Origin of the sequence: Amycolatopsis sp. WAC 04197, assembly GCF_003947475.1 — a bacterium.
Classification (GTDB): domain Bacteria; phylum Actinomycetota; class Actinomycetes; order Mycobacteriales; family Pseudonocardiaceae; genus Amycolatopsis; species Amycolatopsis japonica.
The window spans coordinates 364,337-387,231 of the sequence record NZ_QHJK01000002.1 but is presented as its reverse complement, the minus strand read 5'-3'; the positions used below and the strand labels follow the sequence as shown (position 1 = coordinate 387,231).

Below are 22,895 nucleotides of genomic sequence, written 5' to 3'. Positions count from 1 at the left end.
TCAGGACGAAATATGTCCTGAACGGCCCTTTCATGACATAGGTCAGGCGGGTTCGACGGCCAGCCAAAGCTCACAGGTGGCGGTCCCGAAGTCTTCCGAGTGCTCAAGGATCGAGACGATCGACGGTCCCGGCCGCAGCCGCCACGGATTGGACGGGAACCACTCGGTCGCCGTCGCCGCCCACACCTTCTGCAACGCCTCCGGATGCGCGCCGTCGGTACGGAAGACCGCCCACCGCCCGGCAGGCACCTCGATGACGTCGAGATCTCCGGGGGCTTCACCGGCGACGGCCACTCCGTGCAGGTAGGTCAGCTCGGCGCCGTCCGGATCGAGCTCGTCGCTGACCTGCAACAGCCCCGGCGGCTCGGTGTCACTGAGCGCTTTCAGCCGCGCGTGCGCCTCCGGCGGCAGCGCGACGATGTGCCGCCGGATATCCGGGTTGACGCCCTCGCGGACGAACGGCACGCGCGTCGCGTGCCCGGCGAGCCGGAAGGCGGGGCGGTCGACGATACGGGTTTCCATGGGGATGCTCCCTTCGACGCTCAGGCGGAACCTGAGCAGCGGTTGTGTCCGAAGGGGGCCTCCGTCGCGGCGGACATCACCGGGCCCGGCGCCGTGGACCGCGCGGAACGCCCTGCCGAACGCCTCCGCCGACCCGTAGCCGTACCGGACGGCGATGCTCAGCAGATCGTCCTCGTCCCGGACGACGTCAGCGATGGCCGCGGTCATCCGACGACGGCGGAGATACTCCGACAGCGGCATCCCCGCCAAGGACGAGAACATCCGGCGCAGGTGGTACTCGGTCGTGCCGAACGCCTTGGCGTGCCCGGCGACGTCGAGTTCGCCGTCGAGCTTCTCTTCGACCAGGTCGACGAGCCGGTTCAGGGCCGAGATCACGCGGCCTCCCTTCGCCATCGACTCTGCTGGAACGCATCCTGCCCGCGCCCGATCGCCGCGAACCGATCCGATCATGCGACACGCCTAGCACACCCTGCCGCGCGACAGTCGAACGCCTGTTCTAGGATGTGCCGGGTACCACCCCATACCCGGGCAAGGAGACGACACCGACGATGACCGTGGATGCCTTGACACGCACTGACGCCGTGTCCGAAGAAGCGGCTACCGAAGCGCCCGTCGACTCGACGCCGCAGGCGGAGACCACCTCGGAGACCACCGAAGCCCCGGCCGAGGCCAAGGCCGAGACCCCCGAGGCTTCGAGCACCCCGGAGACCCCCGCCGAAGAAGCCACGGCGGAGTCCCCCAAGCCCAAGCGCGGCCGCCCGAAGGTCGCAACGACGGCGAAGAAGACCCGCACCGTCGAGCTGACCCTCACGGTCACCGGCACCGCCGACGGCGAGTGGCAGGCCGAGCTCAAGAACGGCGCCAAGTGGGTCGCGAAGGGCCTGGAGATCCCGGCCGCCGCCGTGTCCCGCGCCGCCAAGGAGCTGCACGCGGACCTGTCGGGCCCGATCGACGAGGTCATCAACGCCGCCCGCGAGCTGCAGGCCGCGAAGGTGGCTCAGCTCGAAGCCGAGCTGGAGAAGGCGAAGCTGGCGCTGGCCGAGCTGGACGCCTGAGACTTTCCTCCCGACCGGGGCGGACGCTGGATATCAGTGTCCGCCCCGGTTTCTTTCATTCCGCGATCGGTGGCCGCGAAGGCAGCGGGGTCTTGAACTCGACCCACTGACTGTCCACAATGGCCTCGACGCTGTGCGGGACGCCGCGTGGGTGGACGATCGTGCCGCCCGCTTCGAGCGTCACTTCCTCACCGTCGAGCGTGCCGCGCAGCGAACCCGAAATCAGGTACACGATGCTGTCGTGATCGTGGCTGTGCACGGGAGAAGCGACGCCCGCCGGATAGTGGATCTCATACGCCAGACCGCCTTCCGCCGTCGCGAGCGTCCGGAACCGGCCCTGTCCGCCGATCAGCGGCAGACCCTCCACTGTGGACATCGGCGTCCAAGCCGTCATCGCACGGGCTCCATGGCGGCGGCCTCCTCGCGGTCCGGGTCACGGGCGAGCACGACACCGATGATGGTCACCACCGCGGTCACGAGCAAGTAGGCCCCGATCGCGAGCCAGGTGTCGAAACCGGCCAGCAGCGCGGTGAACAGCAGCGGCGCGGGCGCCCCGCCGATCACGCCGGCGAGCGTGTACGCCAGCGAGCTGCCGGTGTAGCGCAGGCGCGGCGAGAACTGCTCGGTGACGAGCGCGGCCTGCGGGCCGTAGAGCGCGGCGTGGATGACCAGCGCGAGCACGATGCCGATCGCCAGCATCGCGAAGGATCCGCCGCTGACCATCGGGAAGAACACGAACGGCCAGATACCGGCGGCGATGGTCGCGAACAGGTACATCTTGCGCCGGGAGACCCGGTCCGAGAGCGCGCCGAACAGCGGCATCAGGATCAGCTGGAACGCGGAACCGATCATCACCGCGGCCAGCCCGGCACCGCGCGAGAGGTCGGTGTGCGTGGTGACGTAGGTGAGGACGAAGACAGTGAACAGCGCGTAGAGCACGTCCGGGCAGACGCGGATGAGCACGGCCGCGACGAGCGCACGGCGTTCGGTGCGGAAGACCTCGGAGATCGGCGCCGACGAGCGCTCGCCGCGCTCCTGGATCTGCTTGAAGACCGGCGTCTCCTCCAGTTTGAGCCGGATCCACAGCCCGAACCCGACGAGGGCGCCGGACAGCAGGAACGCGATCCGCCAGCCCCAGCTGTTGAACTGGTCCTCGGTGAGCAGCGCGGCCAGCACGGCGAGGACACCGTTGGCGAGCAGGTTGCCCGCGGGCGGGCCGATCTGCGCGGCCGACGCCCAGAAGCCCCGTTTGCCCGGATCGCCGAACTCACTCGACAGCAGGACGGCGCCACCCCATTCGCCGCCGATGCCGACGCCCTGCGCGAACCGCAGCGCCACGAGCAGCACCGCCGCGAAGCCGCCGATCGTCTCGTACGTGGGCAGGACACCGATGAGGAACGTCGCCACGCCGGTGAGCACGAGCGTCATGACCAGGATGCGTTTGCGGCCGAGTACGTCGCCGAGGCGGCCGAAGAGGAACCCGCCGAGCGGCCGGGCGAGGTAGCCGACGGCGTAGGTCGAGAACGCCGCCATCGTGCTCGCGAGCTGGTCTTCCGAGGGGAAGAAGAGATGCCCGAAGATCGTCGCGGCAGCCACCGAGTAGGCCGCGAAGTCGTACCACTCGAGCGCGGTTCCCGAGAGGCTGGCCGCGAAGGCCTTGTGCAACGAACGCCGGTCACCGGCTGGTGAGGTCATGTCCACATCCGTCCGTAGGAGGTCCGCAACCCCGCCGGGAGGGGTTGAATTGCGGATATACTCCTTGTATACAAGCTGTATGCGCAACCCCCAATCTCGGAGGACAGATGCCTGAGCTGCGTTTCACCCTTCCCGACGGCCAGGAGCGGCGGACCGAGGTCCACACGCTGCTGAACGCCGGATACGCCGGTCGCAGCCAGGAGGACGTCGCCGCCCACGTGGCCGAACTGGCCGAACTCGGCGTCCCCGCGCCTTCGGTGATCCCGGCGCTCTACCCGGTCGCGCCGTACCTGGCGAGCCAGACCGACGAGGTCCCGGTGCAGCACGAGCGGACCTCCGGCGAGGCCGAATGGGCCCTCGTCATCACCGGCCCCGAGCCCGAGGACGTCCTCCTGACCGCCGCCTGCGACCACACCGACCGCGCGCTCGAAGCGCACGGCGTCGCGTGGAGCAAGAACGCCGGCCCCGACGTCCTCGCCGCCAAGGCTTGGCGGCTCGTCGACGTGCAGGACCGGCTCGACGACCTGACGCTGTCCGCCTGGGCCGGGGAAACCCTGATCCAGCAAGGGAAACTCGCCGAACTGCTGCCGCCGTCGTACTGGCTGGACGTGTTGCGCGAACGCGATCTGTACGCCCCCGGCACCGTGCTGATCTCGGGGACGATCCCGATGGTGCACGGCGTCGACCAGTTCGCCGACTCCTGGCGCGTCGAACTGGGCGACCCCGCGACCGGCGAGACGATCGAACTCGCCTACTCCGTGCGGCGGCTGCCCGAACCGATCGGCTGAAGCAACTCGCCCAGGAAGACGCGGTATTCGCCCTTCATCGGCAACTCGCGGTCGACGCGGACGCGGCGGCGGGTCGCGGAGACCTCGACCTTTCGCACCGGGTCGAAACCGGTGCGCTGGTAGGACTCCCAGTACAGCCCGACGCCGCGGCGTTGCCAGGCGGGGACTTCGGCGAAATTGACGCCGTGCGCGAAGAGCAGTTCGTTCTTCTCGGAGACGCCGGTGCCTTCGAGAGCCGCTCCGGCCTCACTCGCCGATTTCCCCGCCTTGCGCAGGATCCAGTAACACCAGCCGTTGAGCGCGCAGCGGGCCGCGTCCGCCTGACGCCAGGAGAAGTAGTCGACGACGTCGTCCGTCGTCGTGCCGAGCCAGACCCTGCCGTCGAAGTGCGCGGGCACCCCGGCCGCGTGGGTGAACGCGGCTGACGCGACCCCGGCGGAGATCGACACGAGCTTCTCCACGCCCCGCCCGAACAGGTCGGCGACGGGCGGCAGGACGAGGGAGATCTCGTCGCTTTCCGTGTACACGTAAGGCGAAGCGAACTCCGCCATCAACGCGTTCGCCGCCTCGGCCATGCAGTCGGCGAACCGGGGATCGAACGGTTTCTCGAACCGCGCTTCGGTGAACTTGGAGAAGCCCCGGCCGTCGACGCGGAGCACCGTCCAGGCTCCCGGTGGCACGGTCAGCCCGTGGAACCACTCGCGTTCCCGTTGCCGTGCCTCGAAATCACCGGCGTCCATGGTTCACCCCCGCTCCACGACGAAACCGCCTTCACCGTCGAAACCGACGGTGTACAGCTCGTCGAAACCGTCTTCGGCGCTCGGGCGCCGCAGCCGCTTGAGAGTCGCATACAGACCGACGTCGGGCACCCGGGTTTTGCCGCTCCTCAGCGCGTTGCGCTCTTGGGAACCTTCGAGATCCGGCGGGAACCTGTACCCCGAGACGCGCGCGCCGTGCCGTCTCGCGACCTCGATCAGCGGCGTCCACTCCTCCGGCGACGGATTGGTGTTGTCCACGACCACCGAACGGCCTTCTTCGAGCGCCTCGGCGAGCATCCGCAGCTGGCGCGGCTGGCGTCGCTTGGCGTTCGGGAAGTGGTCCTTGCTGAGGTGGACGTGCGTGCCCGCGAACACCCGCCGGAAGAACGTCGACTTCCCGGACGCCTGCAACCCGATCAGGATCACCACCTCTGCCATGTCCGGCAATCTATCCGACGACTTAGGTAAGGCAATAATGAATAAGGATTGCCTCAATTGACCGAATCGGTTTCCACTCGCCTCGCGCCGTTTTCCGTGTTTCACTGAAACGGTGACCGAGACGGTATCGACCGAACATCCCCACGAACCGCACGCGGATCTGGGCGGCAAACTGAACTGGTTGCGCGCCGGGGTACTCGGCGCGAACGACGGGATCGTGTCGGTGGCGGGCATCGTGGTCGGCGTCGCGGGCGCGACCACCGACTCCACCACGATCGCCACCGCGGGAATCGCGGGGCTCGTCGCGGGCGCGCTTTCGATGGCGGGCGGCGAATACGTCTCCGTGAGCACGCAGCGCGACACCGAACGCGCACAGTTGCGGCTGGAAAAGCGTGAACTGAAAGAGATGCCGGAAGCCGAAGAACGGGAACTGGCGCAAATCTACGAAGGCAAGGGCCTTTCCCCGGAACTGGCCGCCGAGGTCGCCCGCGAACTGACCGAAAAGGACGCGCTGCAGGCGCACGCCGAGGCCGAACTCGGCATCGATCCGGACAATCTGACCAGTCCGTGGCAGGCGGCGTGGGCCTCGCTGGTCGCGTTCACCGTCGGCGCGCTGCTGCCGTTGCTGGCGATCGTGTGGACGTCGACCTCGGCCCGCGTCTGGGCGTGCGCGGCGGCCGTCGTGGTCGGGCTGGCGCTGACCGGGTTCATCAGCGCGAAACTCGGCGACGCCCGGGCAGGCCGCGCGATCGCGCGGAACGTCGGCGTGGGCGCGCTGACGATGCTGGTGACGTACTACGTCGGCGTGCTGTTCGGGACCACCGTCGGCTGACGGCGATCTCGCGTGATCAGACGGACGACACGCGTGATCGGACGGCGATCTCGCGTGATTGGAGCCGTAACACGCGAAAGGGCCCTTCACCGCTTCCTATGCGGTGAAGGGCCCTTTCAGCACCTCCGAGGGTCGCTCGTCAGCGCGGGAAGAAGCGCGTCAGTGAACGCCCTTCATGAGCTTGCGGATCATCGGCGTCGCCACCAGGAGCGCCACACCGACCACGATGGCCACACCGCCGACGATGCTGAAGTACGGCGCTTCGTCGTCGACCGTGTAGTACTCGGCGAGCTTCCCGGACATCGCCGTACCGAGCGAGATCGACAGGAAGTTCAGCGCCACCATCTGCGTCCGGAACGCCTCCGGCGCGAGTTTGGTCGACAGCGAGAGGCCGACCGGCGAAAGCATCAGTTCCGCCATGGTGAACACGAACAGGATGCCGGCCAGCGCGAGCAGCGGGCTCGCGTTCTTGCCGCTGCCGACCATCGGGAGGAACAGCAGGAACGCCACGCCCATGGTGACCGTGCCGAGCACGAACTTGATCGGCGAGGACGGCTGCCGCGAACCGAGTTTCGTCCAGATCGCCGCGATCACCGGCGCGAACAGGATGATGAACACGGGGTTGATCGAGTTGACCCACGCGACCGGCATCTCCCAGCCGAAGATCGTCCGGTTCAGCCGCTCGTCGGTGTAGGCCGCGACCACGGTGAACTGCTGCTGGTACAGCGAGAAGAACGCGGCGCTCGCGATGAACATCGGGATGAACGAGTACACCCGGCTGCGTTCGTCGGAGGTGATCTTCTTGCTGCTGATGATCACCACGAAGTAGATCACCGAGATGACCGCGACGGCCCAGACGACGACGTCGACGAGGTTGCCGGGGTTGATCACGCCGAACACCACGAGCAGCACGATCGCCGCGACACCCACCGCGGTGCCGCCGAAGACCAGCGGCCGCTGCGAGGCGGGCAGCGGGTTGGGGATCTCGCTCGCCTTCTCGCCGAGGTTCTTGCGGCCGATCGTGTACTGGGTCAGGCCGAGCGCCATCCCGAACGCGGCGAGCCCGAAGCCGACGTGGAAGCCGATCTCGCTCTGCGCGAGGCCGGTCAGCAGCGGCCCGACGAAACCGCCGATGTTCACGCCCATGTAGAAGATGGTGAAACCGCCGTCACGGCGCTCGTCGCCGTCGGCGTACAGCGTCCCGACGATGGCCGTGGCGTTGGACTTCAGCCCGCCACTGCCGACGGCCACGCACACGAGGCCGACGCCGATACCCGCCAGTCCCGGCAGCACGGCGAGGCTGATGTGCCCGATCATGATCAGGATCGCGCTGTAGAACAGCGTCCGTTCGGAGCCGAGCACGCGGTCCGCGACCCAGGCGCCGATCACCGCCGACAGGTAGACCATGCCGCCGTACGCGCCGACGATGCCGAGCGCGGAGGCCTTCGGCAGCGCGAGGCCACCCTGACTGACTTCGTAGTAGAGGTAGATGGGGAGGATGCCGAGCATCCCGTAGTACGAGAAACGCTCCCACATCTCGACGCCGAAGAGGTTCGCCAGCCCTCGTGGGTGCCCGAAGAACCTCGTGTCTTGCTGGACCTCGGTAGAGGTACTCACCATGCCGTCCTTATCGAAGACATCGTTGTCGGTTTTCAGTTGACATGCTAGAAGCCCAGCATGTGGACGGGACACCGACGTCCGCATGGATCTTGTGGTCGCCGTCATGAACGCGAGATTTCCGCAGCTCCAGGCGTTAAAATAAGGTCAAGGTGCGCCGGGAAGTCTGGTCGGCAACAGTATTCGTCGTTGCCGAAACCGGAGGTCGCCTTGTCCGGACCGAACCGTCCCGCGAAAGTCGTCGTCGCCGAGTTCGCCCGCTATCTCCGCACGGAGACCACCGGCGGAATGATCCTGCTCGGCGCCACCGCGATCGCCCTGTTGTGGGCGAATTCGCCCATTGACGACAGTTACCGCGCCATCCGCGATTTCCGGCTCGGTCCCGAATTCCTGCATCTGAATCTGACGATCGGCGACTGGGCGAAAGACGGCCTGCTCGCGTTGTTCTTCTTCGTCGCGGGGCTCGAACTCAAACGCGAACTCGTGGTCGGGGAACTCTCCCGGTTCAAACAGGCGATCCTGCCGGTGGTCGCCGCGGTCGGCGGCATGATCGTGCCTGCCCTGGTCGCGCTTTCCGTGGGCTGGGGAACCCCGGGTATCGAACGCGCGTGGGCCATCCCGGTCGCCACCGACATCGCGTTCGCCCTGGGCGTGCTCGCCCTGACCGCGTCGAACCTGCCGAGCAGCGCGAGGGTCTTCCTGCTCTCGCTCGCGGTGGTCGACGACCTCGGCGCGATCCTGCTCATCGCGATCCTGTTCACCGCGAAGTTCGACCTCGTCGCCGCGGGTGTCGCCGTCGTCGCCCTCGCGCTGTACGCGTACCTGCAGCACCGTCGCGTCCGCAGCGCCTGGATCTACGTACCGCTGGCCTTGATCACCTGGGTCGCGGTGCATTCGGCGGGTATCCACGCCACCATCGCCGGCGTCGCGCTCGGCCTGCTCACCCGCGTCCGCGCCGACGAGGGCGAGGAGCACGCGCCCGCGATCCGGCTCGAACACCGCTTGCAGCCGTGGTCGGCCGCGGTCGCGGTACCGCTGTTCGCGCTGTTCGCGGCCGGGATCACAGTGGACGGCGAATCGCTCAGCGCGGTGTTCACCACCGCGTTGCCGCTGGCCGTACTCGTGGGGCTCGTCGGCGGGAAGCTCATCGGGATCTTCGGCGCCAGCCTGCTCGCCGTGAAGTTCAAGCTCGCGGAGAAACCCAGGGGGATGGGCTGGCGGGACATCGGCGCGCTGTCGATGCTCGGCGGCGTCGGGTTCACCGTGAGCCTGCTGATCGCCGATCTCGCGCTCGACGGGGAGGCCGTCGAACTGGCGAAGGCGGCGGTGCTGATCGCCTCGGCCATCGCCTCGCTTTCGGCCGCCGCGATGCTGCTGCACCGCAGCCGCGTGCACGCGCGCGAAGATTGAGAATGCGACACTCGCCGGTCCGCCGCGCCCGTGATCGGGGCACGTGGCACGATGACCGGTGTGAGCAGCCCCAAGCACGAACGTACCGGCCCCGACGGCGTGGGGGCCGTGCCCTACCTCCCCCTGTCGAGCGATGACGACGTGGTAGCGAGCGAGCAGTCCCTCGGGAAACTCGTCGGCGATGCCACACAACACGTCTCGACGCTGATCCGCGCCGAGGTCGAGCTGGCCAAATCCGAGGTCGTCGCGGAGGCGAAGAAGGGCCTCAAGGGCGCCATCTTCTTCCTGGTCGCGCTGGTCGTCGGGCTGTACAGCTCGTTCTTCTTCTTTTTCTTCCTCGGCGAGCTGCTGTCGGAGTGGCTGATGCGCTGGGCGGCGTTCGCGATCGTGTTCGGGCTGATGCTCGCCACGACGGCGGTCGCGGGTTTCCTCGGCTACCGCAAGGTGAAGAAGATCAAGGCGCCCGAGCGCACGATCAACAGCTTCAAGGACACCGCCGCCGCGTTCAAGCCGCGTCATGACGACGCGCCCGCGGACCGCGGCTGACGATCTTCGAGTCGGTGCAGGCGACACCGGATCCGTCGATCGTCCGGATCGACGGCCCGTGGACCCATCGTGACGTCTCGGCGAACGGCATCCGGCTGCACGTCGCCGAACTCGGCGACGGGCCGCTGGTCGTGCTGCTGCACGGGTTCGCCGAGTTCTGGTGGACCTGGAACCACCAGCTGACCGCGCTCGCCGACGCCGGTTTCCGCGCGGTCGCGGTGGATCTGCGCGGCTACGGCGACTCCGACAAACCCCCGCGCGGCTACGACGCCTGGACCCTCGCGGGCGACGTCGGCGGGCTGATCAAGTCGCTCGGCGCGCGCAAGGCCCATCTCGTCGGACATGCCTGGGGCGGCATGCTCGCGTGGACGGTCGGCGCGCTGCACCCGCGGCTGGTCTCGTCGGTCAGCGTGCTGGGCGGCGCGCATCCGCTGGCGTTGCGCCGCGCCGTCCGGCGGCCGGGACAGCTGCGCGCTTCGGGACATCTGTTCCGCTTCCAGGTGCCGATGGCGCCGGAGAAATGGCTGGTCAAAGACGACGCGCTCGCCGTCGAAGAGCTGTTCCGTGCCTGGTCCGGTCCACAGTGGACGGACACGGCCGAGTTCGCCGAGGCCGTGCGGGCGTTCCGGCAGGCGATGCTCGTGCCGGGAGTGCCGCACAGCGCGCTGGAGTACTACCGATGGGCGTTCCGCGCGCAGTTCCGCGGTGAAGGACGCCGGTTCGGCGAGGCGCTGCGAGGCCGCTTCGCGCCCCGCGTGCTGCAGCTGCACGGCGAAGAGGACCGGTGCGTCCTGCCCGACACCGCGGCGGCGTCCCGTCGCTGGGCCCCGGACGCCCGTCTCGAGCGCTGGCCGGGCATCGGGCACTTCCCGCAGCTGGAGGCCCCGGACCGCACGTCGGCCGCTTTGCTGGGCTTTTTCCGTACCCTGGACGTATGACCGAGCGCAAACCGACGGGCGTGTCGTTCGAGTCCTGGGTGGACAGGCAGGTCAGCGCGGCCGCCGCGAAGGGCGATTTCGACGACCTTCCCGGCGCGGGGAAACCGCTGCCGAAGACCGGCGGCAAGGACACCGCGCTGGCGTGGGTGGTGAACAAGGTCCGCGCCGAGGGGCACGACGTTTCGGCGCTGCTGCCGCCTTCGCTGGCGATCGCGAAGGAGCTCGACGACCTGCCGGACACCTTGGCTCGTGTACGTCGTGAGGCGCGGGTGCGGGAGATCGTCGAGGACCTGAACGAACGGATCCGCGCCGAGCACCGGCGTCCGGCGGGCGGTCCGGTGCTGCGGGCACGGCCGCTGGACGTGGAGGAGACGGTCGCTTCGTGGCGCGAAGGCCTCTCTCCGTCCGCCTGACCCCCTCGCCGCAAATGTCATGAAAGGGTCGTTCAGGACACAAAATGTCCTGAACGACCCTTTCATGACATCCGAAGATCCGTAAGGCTAGTTAGCGCAAGGCCCGGTCGAGGTGTTCGCGCTCAGCGCCGGAGCCGTCTCGACCACCGGCCGCACCTGCTCCGAAGTCAGCGTGAAGCCGGTCTCCGGATCTTCGACGGCCGCACCGAACACGACCCCGATGACCTCGCCATCCGGGTTGATCATCGGCCCGCCCGAGTTCCCGCTGCGGACCTGCCCGCGCACGGTGAACACGTCACGCTGCACCGTGTTGGACTCGTAGATGTCCGGTCCGCGCAGGTTGATCCGGCCGCGCACTCTGGCCGGCGTCGCGGTGTACGGCCCGTCGAGCGGGTAGCCGAGCACGATCGCGTTGTCGCCCGCGCGCGCGACCCGCGGGGTGAACGGGAGCACCGGGGCCTGCAGCCTCGGCACCGCGAGCACGGCCACGTCGGCCTCGGGATCGAAGTAGACGACCCTGGCCGGGAACTTGCCCGAGGTCGACTCGATGGCGACCTCGTCGGTGCCCGCGACCACGTGCGCGTTCGTCATCACCCGCTGCGGCGCGACGACGAAACCGCTGCCCTCCAGCGCCCGCGAGCACGAGGTCGCGTTGCCGCGGATCTTCACCACACTGCGGTGCACCTGTTTGACGATCGCGCTCGCCTGCAGCGCGGTGTCCGGCGGGCTGGTGTCCTCGACGTTCGGCTTCTGGAACGGATCCACAATGGACGGGAAGCCGGAGGCGTCCAGCAGTTTGCGCAGTTCGCTCGGGAAGCCTTGCGCCGCTTCGGGCATGACGTCGTTGACGCCGCCGAGCACGACCGAGCTGTTGATCGACTTCGCCAGCCCCGGCACGCCCGAGACGGCGGTGAGCGGGGTCGCGATCAGCCAGGCGACCACGAACACGACGGCGGCCTGCACCACCGCGCCCAGCGTCTTGTCGACGCCGGAAAGCTTGTCCGGGTTGATCTTCTGCCGCAGCCTCCGGCCGGCCCAGACCCCGAGGGTCTCCCCGAGCGCGACCAGGAACACCACGGTCGCCACCGCGAAGGCGACCTTCGCCGCCGGATGCTGGAAGAGTTCCACGATCAGCGGCGCGATCTTGATCCCCGCGAGCGCGCCGAGCACCACCCCGACCAGCGAGGGGAGGGCGATGATCACCCCCTGGAACGCGCCGGACACGCCCGCCAGCAGTGCGAGCAGGATCACCAGTACGTCGACCCAGTTCACCGGCGCCTACTCCTTCTCCGGCACTTGCCGCCCGTCGACCCGCGCCTGATGTTCGGCCAACGCTACGTCAAGGTCCCGGACATCGCCGTGGTCCCAGTCCCGTTCCCAGCCGCCGAGCGCCAGCGTCATCGCCAGCAGACCGCCCGTGAAACCCCAGACGAACATCCCGCCGACGTCGAACGCCGGCCCCTTCCAGTCGTAACCCTTGCGCGTGACCTGGAACCGGTTGGCCGGGTCGGTGAGCTCGGCGACCGGCACCCTGGCCACGGCCGCCGTCTCGCCGGGGTCGACGGCGTGCACCGGCGACGGCGTCCGCCAGTAGGCGAGCACCGGCGTCACGGCGAAGCTGGACACCGGGACGAACAGCTCCGGGAAGACCGCCACCGGCAGCACACCCGCGGGCTCGACGCCGGTCTCCTCCTCCGCCTCGCGCAACGCGGTGCCGACCGGTCCGCCGTCCTCCGGCTCGGCGCCCCCGCCGGGGAAGCTGACCTGGCCCGCGTGCGAGCCGAGGGTGTCCGCACGGCGTTGGAGCAGGACGTCCGGCCCCTGCGGGCCTTCGCCGAAGAGCATCAGGACGGACGCGGACCGGTAGCTCGCGTCCGGCGGCACGCTGAACCGGCTGAAGGTGGCCGCGTCGACCTCACCGCTGATCTTGACCAGCGGCTGCAGCCAGGCGGGCACGGCCTCCGGGTCCACGAGGGGGCCGGTCATGGTGTCCCTTCCACAGCGGCGCGCACCTGGTCAGTGTTCAGGAAGACGCGTGGGTTCTCGATGAGCCGGACGTCGCCGCCCGCCGTGACCAGGTACGTCGCCGGCAGGGAGGAAGGGACCTTCAGTGCCGTCCGCACCGGCCCCGACTGTCCGTCACCGTCGAACACGGACGGCAGCCGGACACCCAGCTCGGCCAGCATCGCCAGCCCGTCCGCGCCGGAGCTCGCGACCTGGACGAGGAGCACCCGCGCGGCGCCGGGCTGCGCGGCGTACCGCTGGAGCAGCGGGAGCTCGGCCCGGCATGGCTCGCACCACGACGCCCACAGGTTGACGAGCACGGGACCACCGGAGACCACCTTGGCGAGGTCGACCCTGGAGCCGTCGCCGAGGCACTCGACGTCGACACCGCGCAGCTTCGCCACCTCACCGGGCCCAGGCGGCGGGCAAGGGGCGAGCGCGGCCTTCGCCCGCGCGGCCGTGAGATCCCCCGACGTCTTCGCGGGCGCCTGGCCGTCCCGCGTCGTGAGCAACGCGACGATCAGGGCCACCACCAGCAGGGCGGCACCGAGGGCCAGTTTGGTGACCCTGGTCACCGGCGGGCCGCCAGATCCAGGATGTGGTCGCGCTCTTCGCCCTTGACCAGCTTCGCGGATTCCTCGAATTCCGTCGGGCCGGTTCCGTACGAAGGGCACATCTTGGCCAGCGGGCAGGCGCCACAGGCCGGTTTGCGGGCGTGGCAGACGCGGCGGCCGTGGAAGATCGTCCGATGCGAGAGGAGCGTCCACTCCTTGCGCGGGATCAGCTCGCCGACGGCGTGCTCGACCTTGACCGGGTCCTCCTCCTCGGTCCAGCCCCAGCGGCGGACCAAGCGCCCGAAATGGGTGTCGACGGTGATCCCGGGGACCCCGAAGGCGTCGCCGAGCACGACGTTGGCCGTCTTGCGGCCGACCCCCGGCAGTGTGACGAGGTCCTTCAGCTTGCCGGGCACTTCGCCGTCGTAGCGCTCCACCAGCGCGGCGCCCAGCCCCATGACCGAGTTCGCCTTGGCGCGGAAGAAACCCGTCGGGCGGAGGTACTCCTCGAGTTCGGCGCGGTCGGCGCCGGCGTAGTCCGCGGCGGTCCGGTAGCGCGCGAAGAGCGCGGGCGTGACCTGATTCACGCGGACGTCGGTGGTCTGCGCCGAAAGCACGACCGCGACCAGCAGTTCGAGCGGAGTGGTGAAGTCGAGCTCACAGTGCGCGTCGGGGAACTCGTCGTCGAGGCAACGCTTCATCCGCCTGGCGCGTCTCACCAACGCGAGCCGGCTTTCACCCTTGCCCCCCGCGCGGGGGGCATTGGTGGGGGCAGGAGGCACCCCGATAGCCTACGGGCGCCATCGGACGAGCCAGTGGGAGCATCCCGCCGGTCGACGGCCGACACGCCAGAGCACCACCTCGGCGCTTCGATCGAGGACGCCATGAGCGAGGATCTGGAGTAATGCACAACTTTTCGGAATTCCCTGGGCAGGGCTCATGACCGTCTGGTTCGTCATCCTCGTGCCCCTGGTGATCATGTTCTTCGCGCTGTTCATGGAACGCGTGGAGACCAGGCTCAAGCACGTCGCGGTGCAGGAGAACGAGGTCGAGGAGTTCCTCGAGCAGGCTCAGCCCAACGAGGTCAGGGCCCTTTACGGGCACGGCATCGGGCGCGCCCTCGAGCTTTTCCGGCTGCGCAGGCTGGGCGGGAAGGCGGCCAGGCTTCGCGCGCGACGCGTGCGGAGTTAGGCTCCACGTTCGAGCGAGATCGTTCCCGGCCCGCGCGCGTTCGGCGTGCCGACGAGCGATCTCGCGCGCACGACCTAGACTGACGCGAAAAGTGATCGACGACACGGTCCTCGGCAGAATGAGGATCGACGTCGTATCTCGATGAGGAGGCACCCGAGGTGGACGAAACCCTGGCCCGAGCGGGCATTTTCCAGGGTGTTGAGCCGGCAGCCGCCGAGGCGCTGGCACAGACCTTGGAATCCGTGGAGTTCCCTCGCGGGCATGTCATCTTCAACGAGGGTGAACCCGGCGACAAGCTTTACATCATCCAGTCCGGCAAGGTGAAGATCGGCCGCAAGTCACCCGACGGCCGCGAGAACCTGCTTGGCATCTTCGGCCCGTCCGACATGTTCGGCGAGCTGTCCATTTTCGACCCCGGCCCCCGGACGTCCAGCGCGACGACGGTGACCGAGGTCCGCGCGGTGACGATGGACCGCCCGGCGCTGCGGCAGTGGATCTCCACCCGCCCGGAGATCGCCGAGCAGCTGCTCCGGGTGGTCGCCCGCAGGCTGCGCCGGACGAACAACATGGTCGCCGAGCTGATCTTCACCGACGTCCCGGGCCGCGTGGCGCGGGCGCTGCTGCAGCTCGCGCAGCGCTTCGGCAGCCAGGAGGCCGGTCTGCTGCGGGTCACCCACGACCTGACGCAGGAAGAGATCGCCCAGTACGTCGGCGCCTCGCGCGAGACCGTCAACAAGGCTCTCGCCGACTTCGCGCACCGCGGCTGGCTGCGGCTCGAAGGCAAGAGCGTGCTGATCCTGGACCCGGAGCGCCTGGCCCGCCGCGCCCGCTAGCCCCGCCCTTCAGAAGTGTCATGAAAGGGCCGTTCAGGACGTTTTTCGTCTTGAACGGCCCTTTCATGACATCTGGACCCGAACACAGCGCTGGACACAACGAAGAGCCGGGCGCCACCCCCGACGTGGCGCACCGGCTCTTCGCTGTGCGCGGACCATCCCCCGACGATCCGCGCTCCCCGCCCTCCGGAACAAGGCCCCGACCCGTACGCCGGAGGGAGCTGGAAGCTGTGTGTTTGTCGTACAACCATCCACGGCCATCGGCCGTGAACTCAAGTTCTTTCACTCTCAAGGACGCCATCTGCGTCGATTTGTTGCCCCGAATGACCCAGAATCGACCGACTGTTACCTGATCGTGACGAACCCGGAGGATTCGTGGTCCGCAGTACCCGGATCCGGTGGTGACCAAACTTACCGCCGCAGATCTGGTACTCGCGTACCAAAGTGTTCATACTGGTACGCGTGTCCCAGTCTGTGTCCGCTTCCGCCGAGAACCACCGCACCTCCCTCGCCGACTACCGCGCCGCGCTGACCGCGCCCGGATCCCGCGGGGCGGTGATCGCGTCGCTGCTCGCCCGCCTGCCGATCGCGATGATCGGTATCTCCGCGCTGCTCTACGTCCAGCGTGAGACGGGCTCCTTCGCCGCGGCCGGACTGGTGTCGGCCGGGTCGCTGGTGGGCGTCTCCGTGGGCGCGGTCGTGCAGGGACGGCTCATCGACCGGTTCGGGCCGACGCGGCCGCTGCTGACCACCACGATGCTCTTCGCGCTGGCGATGACCGGGCTGGTGTTCGCGATCGAGGCGCACGCCCCGACGCTCGTGCTGGTCCCGCTGGCCTTCGGCACCGGGATCACGGAACCGATGGTCGGTTCGGCCTCGCGGGCGCTGTGGACACGACTGCTGCCCGCCGGGCCGACGCGCAACGCCGCGTTCTCCTACGAGGCGATCAGCATGGAGGTCTTCTTCATCCTCGGCCCCGGGTTCGCGGGGCTGCTGATCGCCGCGCCGTGGGCGGGCACCGGCATCGTGACCGGCTCGCTGACCATGATCGCGGGCGCCGTCCTGTTCGCGCTGAGCCCGACCGTGCGCGCGTGGGGGCCGTCGCCGTCGACGGGCGGCAAACTGCTCGGCGCGCTGGCCAGCCCCGGGATGCGCACGCTGGCGATCGCCGCACTGGGCTTCGGCGCCGTGATCGGGTTCGTCGAGGTCGCCGTCCCGGCGGCCGCGACCGAGGCGGGGAACACCTCCATCGGCGGTCTGCTGCTTTCGGCGTGGTCAGTCAGCTCGGTCGCGTTCGGGGTGGCGTACAGCCTGCGCCCGTGGCCGCGTCAGATGGGCCTGCGGCTGCCGGTGCTGTTGGCCGGGTTCGGCGCGCTGGTGGCGCTGCTCGCGCTGCCGGGTTCGCTCTGGGGCCTCGCGCTCGCCATGCTCGCCGCGGGCGCGCTCATCACGCCGCAGTCGACGACGCACTCGGCGGCCATCGAGATCGCCGCGCCGAAGGGCACGGCGGCCGAGGCGTTCGGCTGGGTGCTCACCGCGGTGACCCTCGGCCTCGCGTTCGGGCAGTCGATCAGCGGCTACCTCGTCGAGCACGCCGGACACGAAGCGGCGTTCCTCGCCGCCGGCGGTGTCGGGTTCGCGCTCGCCGCGGTGGTGTGGCTGCTGCGCGGCACCTTCCGCCCGCAGCCCGCCGCGGCCGCCGCCGAAGCGCCCGAACTTGTCGGTGCCGCCCGCTAGCTTGCGGGCATGGACCTGACCGCCGCCACCCGCCCCCTCTCGTCAGCCGTCTCCGCCGCCGCCCGGCTGCTGTCGGCCCGTTCCGGCCTGCTGCTGCGCGCCGGAAAAGACGGGCTGACCGTCGGCGGCAACGACAGCGAACGAGCCGTCCGCCTGACCGCCGAGGCCATGGTCCACACCGATGGCGAGGTCCTCGTCCCCGCCGGGCCACTGGCGGAGACGCTGCGCATGCTCGACGACGACCTGGTGCGCCTGGTCGTCGAGGGTTCGCGGCTGGCCGTGCGGGTGGAGGGCGGGCGCTACGCGCTGCCGTTGCTGAGCCGTGAGCTGAACCTCCCGGACATGCCGCCGAAGGTGTCCGAAGTGGACGGTCACGCGCTCGTGACCGCGTTGCGCACCGTCGCGGGCACGGCGGCGAAGGACGACGCGCTGCCGATGTTCACCGGCGTCCGCGTGCAGAGCTTCAGCCGCGAGCTGCGGCTGACGGCGTCCGACCGCTACCGGATGGCCGTGGCCACCTTGCCGCTGCGCTCCGCGGGCGAGCCGATCGACGCACTGGTCCCGGCGGGCCTGCTCGCCGAGACGGCGAAGCAGGCGCGCGGCACCGTCGGCCTGCACGGCGACGGCACCCGATTCGGGCTGAGCTGGGCCGGGGTCGCCGTCACCACCGCCGTGCTCGACGCGGGTTTCCTGTCGGAGAAGCTGATCGAATCGTCCACTGTGGACACGACAGTCGAGGTTTCCGCCGACGCGCTGGCCGCCGCCGTGCGCCGCGTCGGCGTCTACGCGGACGATCGCCGAGTGCTGACGCTGGAAGTCGGCGACGCGCATCTGCGGCTGGCCAGTGCCAAGCAGAACACCGGTGAGGCGGAGGAAACACTGAAGGCGGAGGTGTCCGGCGGCCGGACGTCGCCCTCGTTCCAGGCGCGCTACCTGCTGGACGCGCTGCAGGGTTTCGCCGGGGAGCGGGTGCGGCTGGACATCCAGCCAGGGATGCGCGCCTGCGTCATCCGCGCGGTGGAGCCGGGCGAGGTGGAGCTGACGTACTACGTCATGCCGATGCTGCCGCGCTGACACCCGCCTTCGTACATGGCCGGGGCGACTCGGCGGCGTGTTGCGAAAGTGGCTTTCACAACGTTGAAGGTTGCGAAAGTGGCTTTCGCAACACAGTTGAGGCGGGTAGGCGTTCGGCCCGGATGGTACGCCAGCTCCTCCCGGGAGGTGTCGCGAAAGCCACTTTCGCGACGTCTGATGTCCCCAAAGTGGCTTTCGCGACACCGAAGCTCGACGCGTCGTCCGGTACTGAACGCCATGAAAGGTCCTTTCCTTGCAAATTTTGCAAGGAAAGGACCTTTCATAGCACGCTGCGGGGTCAGGCGGAGGCGGCCTTCACCGCGGCCTCGATCTCCCCGAACGAAGGGTTCACCATCGCCTTCGAGCCCACGAAGACCGTCGGCACGACCTCGTTCCCGTTCGCCACCGAACGCACGCGGGCGGCGGCGTCCGGGTCCTCCCAGATGTTGACCCGCTTCACCTTGAAGCCGCTCTTCGACAGCGGCCGCTCCAGCGCGGCGCAGAATCCGCATCCGGGGCGCCAGTAGAACTCGACCTCGACGTCACTCATTCGCCGTCCTCCGACCTCAGGTAGTCCAACTGCGCCCGCACACTCCATTCTGCGGGCGCCCACAAAGCCTTGTCGACGTCGGCGTAGACGACCTCGACCACCTGGCGCGGGGTGGCGTCCGCGCCGAGTGTCTCCAGTGCCGAACGCACCTGGTCGAGCCGTTCTTCCCGGTGTGCCAGGTATTCGCGCGCGGTCGCGGCCAGATCGGGCAGTTCCGGGCCGTGTCCCGGCAGGCCGACGGTGCCGTCGGGCAGCCCGATGAGCTTCCGCAGCGAGCGCAGGTAGTCGCCGAGGTCGTGCAGCACGGTGGTGCCGCGGCCGAGGATGGTGTCGCCGGTCAGGATCTGGCCGTCGGACACCAGGCAGATCGAGTCGCCGGTATGGCCCGGCGTGTGCAGCACCGACAGCCGGACACCGCCCGCCTCGATCACCTCACCGTCCACAAGGGACTTCCCGCCGATGCAGAGCTTCTCGTCGAAGGCCCGCACGGGGGCGCCGACGCGCTCGGCGAACCAGGGCGCGCCCTCGGCGTGGTCGGGGTGATGGTGGGTGAGCACGATCAGCTCGACGGCGCCGGTCTCCGCCAGCCGCGTCAGATGCTCGATGTCCTCGTGACCGGGGTCGACGACCACGGAACCTGAAGCTCCGGGGCCGCGCAGCACCCAGGAGTTGGTGCCCTCCAACGTCATCGACGAAGGATTGTTCTCCAGCAGCACGGAAGTCGTCGGCGTGATCCGGCGCAGCACGCCGTACGCGGGGGCACTCACGCCGGGTCCAGGATGACGCGGACCTTGTCGCCGTCGCGCACCAGCGTCGGCATGATTTTCGAGATTTCGCGCTCGGCGGCCTGAGCCGCGGCCGACGACTCGAACTCGCCGAGTTCCGCGAGCGTGAGCCAGGTCGGTGGCATGAGCATGCGGCGGCCTTCCTTGGCATCGGCGATGGCCTCTTCGGGCCGCTGCCAGCCGGAGCTGACGGCCTCGGAGGTGGCGCCGTCCGCCTGCTGGCCCTCGGGCAGCACGGCGACGAAGAAGCAGGTGTCGTAGCGGCGCGGTTCCTGCGGCGGGGTCACCCAGTTCGCCCACGGGCGCAAGAGATCCGCGCGCAGCGTCAGGCCGTTCGCTTCGAGGAAGGCGGCGAGCGACAGTTCGCGGGAGACCAGCTTTTCGCGGGCGTCGTGATACGGCGTCGTGTCGGTGACGACCGTGTCGCCGGTGCTCGCGAGCAGTACGCCCGACTCCTCGAACGTCTCCCGCACGGCCGCGCACACCAGGGCGCGGGCCAGCGACTCGTCGCAGCCGAAGCGTTCCGCCCACCAGGCGGGCTCGGGGCCGGCCCAGCTCACGGAGGTGTCGACATCGCGGGAATCCACGCCGCCGCCGGGGAAGACCGTCATGCCGCCCGCGAAGGGCATGCCCTTCACCCGGTGCTGCAGGAAGACCTCGACGCCTTCGGTGCCGTCGCGGAGGAGGATCACGGTCGCCGCGTCCTTGGGCGTCACAGGCTCGCCGTCGGCGTTGGCGCGGGTGCCCACCCCGGCCCCCACCGGGATGTCGAATGTCAGTTCTTCAGCCACACCCGCAACCTAACATCGCGTTTCGTCCTCTGGTTGCGATCGTTGCGCGTGCAACTACCGCATCCAGAGGACGAAACGCGTGGGACTCGTCAGGACCAGCTTGAGCCGCTGCTGCGCGAAGCGCCATTCAGCCGGATCTTCGCCGCTTCGGCGCGCTCCCGTTCGGCGAGCTCGGCGTGCAGCTCGCGCAGGAGCGCGCGGTCGCGCTCGCTCAGGCTGGGATCGTCGAGATCGAGAGCGGGCAGCTCGACGACCTCGTGCATGCTCGGCTTGCCCGTGGCGATCTCGCGGCCCTTTTCGGGGTCCTCCTTGAGCGCCTGGCGAAGCTGCGCCACCTCGGCCGGGGTCAGGTCGGCCGTGCGCTCGGCACGGGTCTCCGCCCGCGACTTGCGCGGCGGTGCCGACTCCGACGAAGACGAGGAAGACGTCGTCGCCGCGGGCGCCTGCTGCACGATCGGCACCACCGGCGCGATCGGCTCGGCCGGTTCGTGGCTCCCGCCGCTCACCGGACGCAGCCCGTGCCTGCTCGGCTGCTCCTTGACCGGCTCGGGAGCCGGGGCGGGAGCGGGCGGCGGAGTCACCGGTTCGGACCGAAAGTCACTGGAGTGGGTACTCCCGGTGACCCAGACAGGACTCGCGGCCGAAGACGCGGCCTGGTGGTACGCGGACCGCGCGACGCCCGGGCCCGCGACCTCGACGACCGAACGGATACCCGCGCGGCGAAGCGCGGTGTCCACGCGGAACGCGACCGCGGGCGGGTTGCCCTCGGGCCCGATCTCGACCAGGACCACCCGCTGCGGCAGCGCGCCGGGCACACTGCCCGCCGGCGTGTTCCGCCACACCGCGTGCACCGACCGGACGTCCGGCAGCACCTGCAGCGTGCGGTCGAGCGCCTCGGCGAGGCCGAACTCGGGCTGGTTCTCCCCGGTGAACCGGTGGGTGAGCACCGGCTCGTCCTCCTCGACGACCAGCAGGTCGTTCGCGAGGGTGGCGTCGGACCGGCTCATCTCGAGGACGAGCGCGAGTTCACGCTGTTCGGAGGAGCTCACCGGGATCTTCCCCGCGATCAGGGTGCCGGTGGTGAGCTCCACCGCTTCGTCGATGTGCGCACGCGCGATCAGCTCACGCGCTTCGGTCAAAGCACTGTCGTCGATACGACCCGCCAGGGCCAGTAACAGGTTGTGCAGGCGCAGGGGCACCGAGAACCCGTCCATGGGCGGGCCGTCGTGGACCTCCACCATTGCTCTGCTCCCTCCCGGCTCGCCTGGTGGAGCGAGCGTTAAGCGGCGACCAGCCGACTTCCGGTGTCCACCGCGCCCACGCAGATCAGCTCGGAGTTGGTGAGCGCGGTGCGGTGATAGCCGGTGAGGTCGATGCTCGGCGGGAGAACCTCGACGCCGGGCTCCTCGTCACCCAGCACGCGCAGGACGCGCTGCAGTTCACCGGTCAGCCTCGGCAACCCGTTCGTCGCCGTGACCAGGAGGACTCGTTTCGCCCCACCCTCGCCGACCACACCGAGGTGTCGCCAGCTTTGCCGCACTTCACCCACATCCGGCCGTCCTCGCAACGTCGCGTGGATCAATACGGACACAGAGTCGACGGAGTTCACCCATTCGGGCGCACTCTGCGTGAATGTGTACCTGGTCTCGGTGACGTCGTCTACCCCCAGGGTGGAACTCACCTGATGCCAGTCGGCTCCGTGAGGGATGAGCCCGGCGACTAGCAGGCGATACTCGGTTTGATCCAGGTCGATCCTGTGCTTAAGCAAAGACCTGGGCAGGGTCCGCGCGAGCGTGCCCATCGCACCTTCGCCCAGCCAGTCACGGAACCGCCACAAGAGCTGGTCCGGCAGCCGTCCGGCCAGCCGGAGCAGGAGCTCGTGCGAGGACCGTTCGATGTCCGGGTCCATCACTTCACCTCCACGATCAGTTCGATCTCGACCGGTGCCCCGATCGGCAGCTCGGCGACGCCGACGGCCGACCGGGCGTGGATGCCCGCCTCACCGAAGATCTCGCCCAGCAGCTCGGACGCCCCGTTGATCACCGCGGGCTGGCCGGTGAAGCCCTCCGCGGACGCCACGAACCCGACGACCTTGACCACCCGCACGACGTTGTCGATACCGGCGACCGAGTCGACCGCGGCGAGGGCGTTGAGGATCGACGTCCGCGCGTACTGCTTCGCCTCTTCGGGGCTGACCTCGGCGCCGACCTTGCCGGTCGCTTCGAGCTCACCCTTCACGAAGGGCAGCTGCCCGGCCGTGTAGACGTGCGAACCGGTGCGGACCGCGGGCACGTAGGCCGCCAGCGGGGCGGCGACGGCCGGCAGTTCGATGCCGAGCTCGGCGAGTCGATCGCTCCAGGTCAT

Annotated in this window: 27 protein-coding genes; 11 read left to right on the top strand and 16 right to left on the bottom strand. The window is 69.2% G+C overall.

The features are described 5' to 3' along the window. Positions 1–42 precede the first annotated feature (42 nt). On the bottom strand, positions 43–897 hold the full coding sequence (locus tag DMC64_RS09015; protein ID WP_125733168.1) for an AraC family transcriptional regulator: 855 nt from the start codon (positions 895–897) through the stop codon (positions 43–45). Between the two features lie 173 nt (positions 898–1,070). On the opposite strand from DMC64_RS09015, the gene DMC64_RS09010 reads away from it, so the two are divergent. Further along, positions 1,071–1,577 (top strand): DUF6319 family protein, encoded by a 507-nt coding sequence (locus DMC64_RS09010; RefSeq protein ID WP_037335074.1) that lies wholly within the window; start codon positions 1,071–1,073, stop codon positions 1,575–1,577. Positions 1,578–1,632: 55 nt separating this feature from the next. On the opposite strand, the gene DMC64_RS09005 is transcribed toward DMC64_RS09010, so the two are convergent. After that, the gene (locus tag DMC64_RS09005) at positions 1,633–1,971 is read right to left on the bottom strand and encodes a cupin domain-containing protein (RefSeq protein WP_125733167.1); all 339 of its coding nucleotides are present in this window, start codon (positions 1,969–1,971) and stop codon (positions 1,633–1,635) included. Further along, positions 1,968–3,272 (bottom strand): MFS transporter, encoded by a 1,305-nt coding sequence (locus tag DMC64_RS09000; protein ID WP_125733166.1) that lies wholly within the window; start codon positions 3,270–3,272, stop codon positions 1,968–1,970. Before DMC64_RS09000 ends, DMC64_RS09005 begins: the two co-directional genes overlap by 4 nt. A 107-nt stretch (positions 3,273–3,379) precedes the next feature. Between DMC64_RS09000 and DMC64_RS08995 the strand changes: the two genes are divergently transcribed. Then, positions 3,380–4,060, top strand: coding sequence for a DUF2848 domain-containing protein (locus DMC64_RS08995; protein ID WP_037335066.1), 681 nt, complete (start codon positions 3,380–3,382; stop codon positions 4,058–4,060). Here the strand turns inward: DMC64_RS08995 and DMC64_RS08990 are convergent. Further along, positions 4,024–4,800 (bottom strand): tRNA(His) guanylyltransferase Thg1 family protein, encoded by a 777-nt coding sequence (locus DMC64_RS08990; RefSeq protein ID WP_125733165.1) that lies wholly within the window; start codon positions 4,798–4,800, stop codon positions 4,024–4,026. The two genes, DMC64_RS08995 and DMC64_RS08990, sit on opposite strands and share 37 nt — an antisense overlap. Before the next feature lie 3 nt (positions 4,801–4,803). Then, entirely contained in the window at positions 4,804–5,256 is a 453-nt protein-coding gene (locus tag DMC64_RS08985) for an ATP-binding protein (protein ID WP_125733164.1), read from the bottom strand. 112 nt (positions 5,257–5,368) lie between these two features. On the opposite strand from DMC64_RS08985, the gene DMC64_RS08980 reads away from it, so the two are divergent. Beyond that, the gene (locus tag DMC64_RS08980) at positions 5,369–6,088 is read left to right on the top strand and encodes a VIT family protein (RefSeq protein WP_037335059.1); all 720 of its coding nucleotides are present in this window, start codon (positions 5,369–5,371) and stop codon (positions 6,086–6,088) included. A gap of 159 nt (positions 6,089–6,247) precedes the next feature. Here DMC64_RS08980 and DMC64_RS08975 read toward each other — a convergent pair whose 3' ends face one another. Then, the gene (locus tag DMC64_RS08975) at positions 6,248–7,708 is read right to left on the bottom strand and encodes a peptide MFS transporter (RefSeq protein ID WP_199754938.1); all 1,461 of its coding nucleotides are present in this window, start codon (positions 7,706–7,708) and stop codon (positions 6,248–6,250) included. A 207-nt stretch (positions 7,709–7,915) separates the two neighbouring features. Between DMC64_RS08975 and nhaA the strand changes: the two genes are divergently transcribed. The 4 genes from nhaA to DMC64_RS08955 are packed head-to-tail and all read left to right on the top strand — an operon-like array spanning position 7,916 to position 11,012. Next, complete coding sequence (nhaA, locus tag DMC64_RS08970) at positions 7,916–9,115, top strand: Na+/H+ antiporter NhaA (protein ID WP_073845676.1); 1,200 nt, start codon at positions 7,916–7,918, stop codon at positions 9,113–9,115. Positions 9,116–9,166: 51 nt separating this feature from the next. Then, a complete protein-coding gene (locus tag DMC64_RS08965) occupies positions 9,167–9,661 on the top strand; it encodes a phage holin family protein (protein WP_125733162.1) in 495 nt (164 codons plus the stop codon). A 14-nt stretch (positions 9,662–9,675) separates the two neighbouring features. Continuing rightward, entirely contained in the window at positions 9,676–10,599 is a 924-nt protein-coding gene (locus DMC64_RS08960; RefSeq protein WP_125733161.1) for an alpha/beta fold hydrolase, read from the top strand. Beyond that, a complete protein-coding gene (locus DMC64_RS08955) occupies positions 10,596–11,012 on the top strand; it encodes a DUF1992 domain-containing protein (protein WP_125733160.1) in 417 nt (138 codons plus the stop codon). Before DMC64_RS08960 ends, DMC64_RS08955 begins: the two co-directional genes overlap by 4 nt. A gap of 87 nt (positions 11,013–11,099) precedes the next feature. Here the strand turns inward: DMC64_RS08955 and DMC64_RS08950 are convergent, their stop codons facing one another. Genes DMC64_RS08950 through nth form a run of 4 tightly spaced genes read right to left on the bottom strand, consistent with a single transcriptional unit; the run spans position 11,100 to position 14,271 of the window. Then, positions 11,100–12,284, bottom strand: a complete 1,185-nt coding sequence (locus DMC64_RS08950; protein ID WP_037335050.1) for a MarP family serine protease — start codon at positions 12,282–12,284, stop codon at positions 11,100–11,102. A 6-nt stretch (positions 12,285–12,290) separates the two neighbouring features. Further along, complete coding sequence (locus DMC64_RS08945) at positions 12,291–12,998, bottom strand: CoA pyrophosphatase (protein WP_016337878.1); 708 nt, start codon at positions 12,996–12,998, stop codon at positions 12,291–12,293. Further along, a complete protein-coding gene (locus tag DMC64_RS08940; protein WP_125733159.1) occupies positions 12,995–13,591 on the bottom strand; it encodes a TlpA disulfide reductase family protein in 597 nt (198 codons plus the stop codon). The genes DMC64_RS08945 and DMC64_RS08940 overlap by 4 nt, the downstream gene beginning before the upstream one ends. Further along, on the bottom strand, positions 13,588–14,271 hold the full coding sequence (nth, locus tag DMC64_RS08935; protein ID WP_125733667.1) for an endonuclease III: 684 nt from the start codon (positions 14,269–14,271) through the stop codon (positions 13,588–13,590). The genes DMC64_RS08940 and nth overlap by 4 nt, the downstream gene beginning before the upstream one ends. A 238-nt stretch (positions 14,272–14,509) precedes the next feature. Between nth and DMC64_RS08930 the strand changes: the two genes are divergently transcribed. The 4 genes from DMC64_RS08930 (at position 14,510) to dnaN (ending at position 18,405) form a co-directional block, all read left to right on the top strand. Further along, positions 14,510–14,761, top strand: a complete 252-nt coding sequence (locus DMC64_RS08930) for a hypothetical protein (protein ID WP_005166943.1) — start codon at positions 14,510–14,512, stop codon at positions 14,759–14,761. Positions 14,762–14,919: 158 nt separating this feature from the next. Next, positions 14,920–15,594: a Crp/Fnr family transcriptional regulator gene (locus DMC64_RS08925; RefSeq protein WP_003081747.1), complete on the top strand. Its 675-nt coding sequence runs from the start codon at positions 14,920–14,922 to the stop codon at positions 15,592–15,594. Positions 15,595–16,068: 474 nt separating this feature from the next. Then, positions 16,069–17,331 (top strand): MFS transporter, encoded by a 1,263-nt coding sequence (locus DMC64_RS08920; RefSeq protein ID WP_125733666.1) that lies wholly within the window; start codon positions 16,069–16,071, stop codon positions 17,329–17,331. Between the two features lie 9 nt (positions 17,332–17,340). Further along, the gene (dnaN, locus tag DMC64_RS08915) at positions 17,341–18,405 is read left to right on the top strand and encodes a DNA polymerase III subunit beta (RefSeq protein ID WP_125733158.1); all 1,065 of its coding nucleotides are present in this window, start codon (positions 17,341–17,343) and stop codon (positions 18,403–18,405) included. 298 nt (positions 18,406–18,703) lie between these two features. Here the strand turns inward: dnaN and DMC64_RS08910 are convergent, their stop codons facing one another. The 6 genes from DMC64_RS08910 to DMC64_RS08885 all read right to left on the bottom strand — a co-directional run bounded on the left by DMC64_RS08910 (position 18,704) and on the right by DMC64_RS08885 (position 22,895). After that, positions 18,704–18,955 (bottom strand): glutaredoxin domain-containing protein, encoded by a 252-nt coding sequence (locus tag DMC64_RS08910; protein ID WP_034314716.1) that lies wholly within the window; start codon positions 18,953–18,955, stop codon positions 18,704–18,706. After that, a complete protein-coding gene (locus DMC64_RS08905) occupies positions 18,952–19,722 on the bottom strand; it encodes an MBL fold metallo-hydrolase (RefSeq protein ID WP_037335035.1) in 771 nt (256 codons plus the stop codon). Before DMC64_RS08905 ends, DMC64_RS08910 begins: the two co-directional genes overlap by 4 nt. Then, a complete protein-coding gene (locus DMC64_RS08900; protein WP_038521071.1) occupies positions 19,719–20,531 on the bottom strand; it encodes an NUDIX domain-containing protein in 813 nt (270 codons plus the stop codon). The genes DMC64_RS08905 and DMC64_RS08900 overlap by 4 nt, the downstream gene beginning before the upstream one ends. 89 nt (positions 20,532–20,620) lie before the next feature. Next, the gene (locus DMC64_RS08895; RefSeq protein ID WP_125733157.1) at positions 20,621–21,772 is read right to left on the bottom strand and encodes a hypothetical protein; all 1,152 of its coding nucleotides are present in this window, start codon (positions 21,770–21,772) and stop codon (positions 20,621–20,623) included. A gap of 38 nt (positions 21,773–21,810) precedes the next feature. Beyond that, on the bottom strand, positions 21,811–22,440 hold the full coding sequence (locus DMC64_RS08890; RefSeq protein ID WP_125733156.1) for a hypothetical protein: 630 nt from the start codon (positions 22,438–22,440) through the stop codon (positions 21,811–21,813). Further along, positions 22,440–22,895: a RidA family protein gene (locus DMC64_RS08885; RefSeq protein WP_016337888.1), complete on the bottom strand. Its 456-nt coding sequence runs from the start codon at positions 22,893–22,895 to the stop codon at positions 22,440–22,442. The genes DMC64_RS08890 and DMC64_RS08885 overlap by 1 nt, the downstream gene beginning before the upstream one ends.

Bases quoted from the DNA above. Each gene is read 5' to 3' on its own strand.
- DMC64_RS09000 (WP_125733166.1), bottom strand. From the start codon at position 3,272: ATGACCTCACCAGCCGGTGACCGGCGTTCGTTGCACAAGGCCTTCGCG.
- DMC64_RS08890 (WP_125733156.1), bottom strand. From the start codon at position 22,440: ATGGACCCGGACATCGAACGGTCCTCGCACGAGCTCCTGCTCCGGCTG.
- DMC64_RS08945 (WP_016337878.1), bottom strand. From the start codon at position 12,998: ATGACCGGCCCCCTCGTGGACCCGGAGGCCGTGCCCGCCTGGCTGCAG.
- DMC64_RS08910 (WP_034314716.1), bottom strand. From the start codon at position 18,955: ATGAGTGACGTCGAGGTCGAGTTCTACTGGCGCCCCGGATGCGGATTC.
- DMC64_RS09005 (WP_125733167.1), bottom strand. From the start codon at position 1,971: ATGACGGCTTGGACGCCGATGTCCACAGTGGAGGGTCTGCCGCTGATC.
- DMC64_RS08990 (WP_125733165.1), bottom strand. From the start codon at position 4,800: ATGGACGCCGGTGATTTCGAGGCACGGCAACGGGAACGCGAGTGGTTC.
- DMC64_RS08895 (WP_125733157.1), bottom strand. From the start codon at position 21,772: ATGGTGGAGGTCCACGACGGCCCGCCCATGGACGGGTTCTCGGTGCCC.
- DMC64_RS08930 (WP_005166943.1), top strand. From the start codon at position 14,510: ATGACCGTCTGGTTCGTCATCCTCGTGCCCCTGGTGATCATGTTCTTC.
- DMC64_RS08985 (WP_125733164.1), bottom strand. From the start codon at position 5,256: ATGGCAGAGGTGGTGATCCTGATCGGGTTGCAGGCGTCCGGGAAGTCG.
- DMC64_RS08885 (WP_016337888.1), bottom strand. From the start codon at position 22,895: ATGACCTGGAGCGATCGACTCGCCGAGCTCGGCATCGAACTGCCGGCC.
- DMC64_RS08965 (WP_125733162.1), top strand. From the start codon at position 9,167: ATGACCGGTGTGAGCAGCCCCAAGCACGAACGTACCGGCCCCGACGGC.
- DMC64_RS08955 (WP_125733160.1), top strand. From the start codon at position 10,596: ATGACCGAGCGCAAACCGACGGGCGTGTCGTTCGAGTCCTGGGTGGAC.
- DMC64_RS08975 (WP_199754938.1), bottom strand. From the start codon at position 7,708: ATGGTGAGTACCTCTACCGAGGTCCAGCAAGACACGAGGTTCTTCGGG.
- DMC64_RS09010 (WP_037335074.1), top strand. From the start codon at position 1,071: ATGACCGTGGATGCCTTGACACGCACTGACGCCGTGTCCGAAGAAGCG.
- DMC64_RS08995 (WP_037335066.1), top strand. From the start codon at position 3,380: ATGCCTGAGCTGCGTTTCACCCTTCCCGACGGCCAGGAGCGGCGGACC.
- nth (WP_125733667.1), bottom strand. From the start codon at position 14,271: ATGAAGCGTTGCCTCGACGACGAGTTCCCCGACGCGCACTGTGAGCTC.
- dnaN (WP_125733158.1), top strand. From the start codon at position 17,341: ATGGACCTGACCGCCGCCACCCGCCCCCTCTCGTCAGCCGTCTCCGCC.